Raw genomic sequence first — 4,546 nt, forward strand, 5'->3', positions numbered from 1 at the left:
GCCCACCGGCGCGGGCAAGGCCCCGGCCCAGTGCTGGGCCTACCGGCGGGCGCTGCACTACTACCAGCGCGACGAGTACGCGTTCCATCCGGTGTCGGGGCAGCTGTTGCAGGCGCAGTTCCATGCCGGCCGCAGCCCCGGCGGCAAGCTCTCGGAAATGAACTACGACCTGCACACGGGCCAGATTATGGGCCTGGGCGGCAAAATCGCAGCCTTCCTGGGCAGCCTGCTGGCCGCCAGCCTGCCCGTGACGGGCACGCTGCTGTGGTGGGGCCGCCGCCACAAAAAGCCCAAGCCAAAACCGCGGGCCGCCGCCGCGACGCGCAGCGCCTGAAGCCGCTTCGGACGCCCGCAAAAAAGGCCCGTCGTGTTACGATGGGCCTTTTTTGCGGACGGTTGTTACTGCTTAGCAATACTCCTCGAACGCGCCTTGCAGGTTGTTCACGATGCGCATGGCGTCGGAGCCTTCGATATGGTAGCGCTCAATCATGTGCACCAGCTCGCCGTCTTTGAACAGGGCGATGCAGGGCGACGAGGGCGGGTACGGGAGCAGGTGCTCGCGCATTTTGGCCACGGCGTCGGTTTCCATGCCGGCAAATACCGTCACGAGTTTGCCGGGCTTCTTGTCGGCGCTGGCGAGGGCCATTTTCAGAGCGGGGCGGGCCTTGGCGGCGGCGCAGCCGCACACCGAGTTCACGGCCACCAGCACAGTGCCTTCGTTCGAGGCGAGGGCGGAATCTACCTCCTCGGGAGTCATCAATTGCTCGAAGCCAGCTTCGGTGAGGTCCTGGCGGATGGGCGCCACCATGTATTCGGGATAAACTGCCATTGTCGTAGTGAGTTATAAAAGAGCGGCCGGGCCGCATGAGTCTGCAAAAATACGAATGGGTAAAGCAATGAAGGCCGGGGAAAGTTTCGGGGCGTCGTCGTTCGCCTAGCGTAACCTCACCCCCGGCCCCGGTTCGCTTGATGCGCGAAGCCTTGGGGAAAGGGGAGCCACGGCGGCGCTAATCCTACACATTCGATTCAGAAAAAGGAAAAGCCTCGACTCAAAACTGAGCCGAGGCTTCCATCTAAATCGTCTGGCTCCCCTCTCCCTGAGGAGAGGGGCCGCCCCACAGGGGTCCCGTGAGGTATTACGGCACTATCGTCTCAATGCTCCCATCGGCCCGGCGCTTCAGTTCCGTCACCTTGATGTTGCGCAGCCAGGTTTTGCCGCTCAACTGGGTATCGTGGTAGAAGATGTACCACTTGCCCTTCACTTCCACGATGGAGTGGTGCGTGGTCCAGCCCTGCACGGGCTCCATGATGACGCCTTTGTAGGTGAAGGGGCCGGTGGGCTTGTCGCCCACGGCGTACACCAGCAGGTGCGTATCGCCGGTCGAGTACGAGAAGTAGTACTTGCCCTGGTACTTGTGCAGCCAGCCGCCCTCGAAGAAGCGGCGCTTGGTGTCGCTAGCCAGCAGGGGCTTGCCAGCTTCGTCCAGAATTTTCACTTCCTGCACCGGGCCGTCGAAGTGCTTCATGTCGGCCGCGAGCTGGCCGACACGGGCGTTGAGGGCGGGCACGTTGCCGTTGGGCTCTTTTTCGGGGGCGTTGGCGTCGTACTTACCGGTTTGCCAGCGCTGGAGCTGGCCGCCCCACAAGCCGCCGAAATACATATAGGCCTTGCCGTCGGTGTCGGTAAACACGGCCGGGTCGATGCTGAAACTGCCCGCGATGGGCGTGGCTTCGGCCTTAAACGGTCCTGCCGGATTGGTGCTGGTGGCCACGCCGATGCGGAAAACGTCCTGCTTGTCCTTCACCGGGAAGTAGAGGTAGTAGGTGCCGTTTTTGAAGGCCGCATCGGGCGCCCAGAGCTGGCGGCCGGCCCAGGGAATATCCTTGATGTCGAGCCCCACGCCGTGGTCCGTCACGGGCCCGCCAATGCTGTCCATCGACAGGATGTGGTAGTCGCGCATGGCGAAATGGTCGCCCTTGTCATTCTCTGGAATGCCGGCCTCGATGTCGTGCGAGGGGTAGATGTAGATTTTACCGGCGAAAACGTGCGCCGACGGGTCGGCGGTGTAAATGTCCTTCACCAAGGGCTGCGAGAGCGGCTGTTTGGCGGCGGCCGAGTCGGCGGCGGCGGGCTTGGTAGCGGCGGTTTCGGTGGTGGCGGTGGGGTTCGACTGGCAGGCGCCGAGCAGGGCCGTGGCCGCCGCGAGCAGCGGCGCGCAACGCCGGAAATTGAAATGGGTGGGCATAAAAAAAGAGGAGTGATTTGGCGCAAATATAGACGCGCAAACCACTCCCCAAATCATTGATTGTGAATCAATTTACCCAACCCACTACCACAACCGTTTGCGATAGCCGGGCCCGCCAAACTGCCTACCGCTTGCCGTAGCGCTGGCCGAAGAAGTCACCACGGTTCCACTGGGGGCGGGCAACGTCCTGGGCCACCTGGTAGCCCACCAGGAAGCAGAGCTGCACGTACTTCTGGCCGGCTTCGAAGTCGAAGCGGCCGTTAATGTCGTCCTGCGGCTTGTGGTAGGTCACGGCGCGCCACTTCTGCACTTCCTCGCTGAGGTTGTTTTTGCCGTCGGCGGTTTTGTTGCCGTATTTGAGGTGCAGGGCCGGAATGCCAGCCGTCACGAAGCTGTACTGGTCGCTGCGGATGAAGCGGTTCTGCTCGGGCTCGGGGTCGTTTTCGAGGGCGATGCCCATGTAGGCGCAGGCGCGCTGCACGGGTTTCAGCAGCGTGGAATGCGGTGCGCCCAGGGCCACCACGCTCAGCAGCGGGGCGATGATGGTGGGCATGTCCATGTTGATGTCGGCCACAATTTCATTTTTGGGCACCGTGGGGTAGGCCGCAAAGGCCGACGAGCCCAGCAGGCCCAGTTCCTCGCCGGTCATGAAGGCAAAGAGCATGGTGCGCTTCGGCTTTTCCTTGAGCTGGGAGTAGATTTTGGCGATTTCGAGCACGCAGGCCACGCCCGAGGCGTTGTCGTGCGCGCCGTTGTTGATGGAGTCGCCCTGCACCGGCGCGGTCACGCCCAGGTGGTCGAGGTGAGCCGAATGCACCACGTACTCGTTGCGCAGCCGGGCATCGGAGCCCACGAACATGCCCACCACGTTGGAGCTCTCAATATCCTGGTAAGCAGACTGCATAGTGGCCGTAACGGTGGCCCGCAGACCCTTCGAGGCCGGCTTACCACTGCGCATGGCGGCAAAAACCCGCGTCGTGTCGAGCTCGGCCGTTTGCAGGAAGCGCTGGAGCGTGGCCGCGTTTACAGCCCCGTAGAACTGCTGCTTGCTGCCGGGCGCGAACGTACGCGACACCGAAATCTTGCCATCGGCCCCGAGCACGCTGTAGGTGCCGTTTTTGAGGTCGGGCAGGTTGCCGGCGTGGGCCGAGGCCAGAATCAGCCCCACCGCGCCGTGGTTGATGGCGTTTTTCAGCAGCCCGGCCAAATCCTGGCTGGCCGAGGCCACCGTGGAAGTAAACGTGCGGGGCGCGCCGCGCACAATCATCACCACCTTGCCCTTCACGTCGAGGCCGGCGTAGTCGTCGTAGCCCAAATCGGGCGCGCTGATGCCGTAGCCGGCAAAAGCCAGTGGCACGTTATCGACGCGGGTGGCAGGCAGCTCGGGGTTGGGGTAGAGCACATAGTCTTTCTCGGCTTCGAGCGCGAACGTGGTTCCCTGCCACTCGCGCACCGCCAGCGTGGCCCCGGGCTTGAGGAAGGCACGCCGCAGACGTACTTTCTGCACGTAGGTACCACCCTCGCCGGCGGGCTGCACGCCCATCTTCTTGAGCTGGTCGGTTACGTAGTCGACGGCCATCTGGTAGCCGGGGGTGCCAGCTTTGCGGCCCAGCAGGCGGTCATCGGCAAGGTAGGCGATGTGGGCTTTAATGGCTTCGGGCTGCACCTGCTCCAGCGCCTGTTTCACGGGGGCGGGCACGGTGAGCGGAGTTTGGGCCTGAGCGGCCGTGCCGCTTAATAAGAAAGCAGTGGAAAGGGTAAAAAGGAATTTCATTAATCTGGAAGGAATAGTCATTCCTGCAAAGAACGTCATGCTGAGCTTGTCGAAGCATCTCTCCCGCGCAACGTACTTAGTTATTGCAGCGGGAGAGATGCTTCGACAAGCTCAGCATGACGTTCTTTTTTTACCAGACTTTTCCAGTTTACAGCGCCATAATCTGCTTCAGCTCGGCGTCCGTCACCGTCAGCAGGCCCACTTTGGGCAGGCGCTGGGTGAGCACGCGCCAGTTGGGCTCCTGCTTGAAAATGGGCTTGAGCAGGGCCATTGCCGCTGGCACCTGCTGCTTGTTGGCGAGCGTGATGGCGTGCCAGTACTTCATTTCGAGGTTTTGCGGAAACATCTTTTCGGCAGCCTGGTACTCGCGAATGGCCGTGGGCATGTCGTTTTTCTCCACCGCCAAGTCGCCGGCGTTCATGTGGTCGTAGGCGCGGGCCAGACGCAGCAGGCGGTGCAGCTCGGGCAGCGGGGAGGCGCTGTCATCCACGCGCAGGTCGATGAGGCGGTCGGCCCAGGGGCCTTC

At 62.6% G+C, this 4,546-nt stretch carries 5 protein-coding genes; 1 reads left to right on the top strand and 4 read right to left on the bottom strand.

Annotated elements, in window-relative coordinates; all coding sequences use genetic code 11:
* Positions 1 to 334, top strand: a 334-nt coding sequence (locus ACYVDE_RS15125) for a PepSY domain-containing protein (RefSeq protein ID WP_460502374.1), incomplete at its 5' end; no start/stop codon positions are given.
* 72 nt (positions 335 to 406) lie between these two features.
* Here the strand turns inward: ACYVDE_RS15125 and ACYVDE_RS15130 are convergent.
* The 4 genes from ACYVDE_RS15130 to ACYVDE_RS15145 form a co-directional block, all read right to left on the bottom strand.
* Positions 407 to 829: a BrxA/BrxB family bacilliredoxin gene (locus tag ACYVDE_RS15130; RefSeq protein ID WP_046245532.1), complete on the bottom strand. Its 423-nt coding sequence runs from the start codon at positions 827 to 829 to the stop codon at positions 407 to 409.
* A gap of 307 nt (positions 830 to 1,136) precedes the next feature.
* Positions 1,137 to 2,246 carry a glycoside hydrolase family 43 protein gene (locus tag ACYVDE_RS15135; RefSeq protein ID WP_460502375.1) on the bottom strand — a complete coding sequence of 370 codons (1,110 nt, stop codon included), beginning with the start codon at positions 2,244 to 2,246 and terminating at the stop codon, positions 1,137 to 1,139.
* 124 nt (positions 2,247 to 2,370) lie between these two features.
* Positions 2,371 to 4,020, bottom strand: a complete 1,650-nt coding sequence (locus tag ACYVDE_RS15140; protein ID WP_460502376.1) for a M28 family peptidase — start codon at positions 4,018 to 4,020, stop codon at positions 2,371 to 2,373.
* 148 nt (positions 4,021 to 4,168) lie between these two features.
* A partial coding sequence (locus ACYVDE_RS15145) for a tetratricopeptide repeat protein (RefSeq protein WP_460502377.1) occupies positions 4,169 to 4,546 on the bottom strand: 378 nt, incomplete at its 5' end.

The sequence above is a fragment of the Hymenobacter agri genome (assembly GCF_054778495.1).